We start from the raw sequence: 1,697 nt of genomic DNA on the forward strand, positions 1-1,697 counted from the left end.
GAGTAGTATCGACAATGTCTCGATGAGTCACAGTGTCTGGTGGAGATTGCTTAGGCTGATCTTTGTGGACGAGGCGGTGTCTTGTGCCTGCTTCCTTTTGCACCCCTATATCTAGTGGTCGCGGTTTTGTCTGAGCAAATAATGCCCACTTTGCTGTAAAGCTTGTAGCTGAAGGGGTCAGTATAGGATGACATGAGCCATTAACAGGGTTATCCACAGAAGTTGTGGTTAAATTGATAGTGCCTGCCCTGAAAATTGGATAATCGAGCCGACCCTTAGAGAGGTCGGCTCCAGCGATCAGGCTACTGCTGCCAGTTTCCCGGTTTGCATTGCCTGAATTCTTGCATTGAGTTCAGCCAGGCTTTGAGCGATTTTTCTTCTTTCGTTTTCCTGGCTTTCAGCACTGCGCTGTGCGCGTTGTTTTCTGTGGCGTTCAATGGCCTCACGTATGCGAAGCTCTTTTGGGCAGATAGGCTTGGCAACATCGACCTCTGTTTCGATGATGGCTGCCGGTTTTGGCTCAATGGTTTCTGGTGGTGTGCCTTCTTGAACTTCAGGTTGGGGCTGAACGTCCAGTTGATTCATAGCACTGTTATCACCGGCCAGACAGGCGTCGGCCGCGGCAGTAATTGCAGCCAGCTGAGCTGTGATGTCATCGCTCATTTCAATGCTGTTCATCTGAACCATCGCATTGGCCCTGGAGCCTAAAGACCGGGTTGATTCAGGCTTTGGCTTTTCTGCTTCAGACTGGGCAGCTTCCAGCCTGATCTCTGCCGGGTCCGGAGCCGTGCTGGCTAGCGCAAGCGCAGATGAAGGCTCGGCAGCTGAGTGTTGAGCGGCCTGATTGACAGGCGACGGCTTGGTTTCTGACGGTGGAGCAGAATCATTAGTCGTTTCATTGGCAGCATTGCCGGATTTCACGGCAAGGCTTGGAGGTGCATTGGTATCCCCTTCATTAATTTCTGCAAAAATGGAGGCCAGTTCTTTTTCAATGCTGGATTTGCGCTGGCGCTTCTTCTTTTTGGGCAGGATTTTTACGGTGCTGGTCTTATAGCCTCTGAGACTCTCTGCACCAAAAAAGTTGATGGCGTCCTGCTCGAGTTCGGCCAGCTCTTCACGGGACTCGGCTCTATCCCATTCCTCTACGGTAAATTCGTCTTCGCCGTGAATGCGGATTTCTCTGTAAAGCGGGTAGTCCAGATCCTGGTGTGCGGCCGCCACCATTTTTTCCCACTGGCTTTCAAGGTCATTGCGAGTGGAGCCTACAAAAACTTGTTTTGTTACTTTATTGGTGACGATGAAGATAATCAACGCTGGATGACCTTTCTACTGACGGTGACAGGCGCGCAATTATACCTGCCGATTTTCTTCTGTGTAGTGGGGATTGTGCGCTATTCAAAAACTGTTTTAACGGATACCGGTCTGAGGTGACATTGAAACGGTAAAAAAGGTAGGAAAATCCCGAAACCAAGAGGGTTTCTATACTTTTGTTTGTCGGGCTGCAGAAGCAGTGGGTCGGTGGCTCTGATCGCCCGTTATCGTTTTGACAACGAATTTTGATCAGCTAACGTCAAAATAATTACTAAAGAGGGTGGCAATGAAGATGGCAGGTAGGTGGAGCTGCAGAAATGGACTGGTAGTTATTCCTGTTTCATTACGTGTATTTTTTTACTTCGGGGCTTTTAATCCTTTATCAG

The 1,697-nt window shown here is 49.3% G+C and carries 1 protein-coding gene; it reads right to left on the reverse strand.

Going from position 1 to position 1,697, the window contains the following annotated elements:
• Positions 1-297: 297 nt before the first annotated feature.
• Entirely contained in the window at positions 298-1,311 is a 1,014-nt protein-coding gene (locus tag KDK18_RS00760) for a GIY-YIG nuclease family protein (protein ID WP_257252482.1), read from the reverse strand.
• Between the last annotated feature and the right edge of the window lie 386 nt (positions 1,312-1,697).

This window comes from Endozoicomonas sp. SESOKO3, assembly GCF_024606255.1.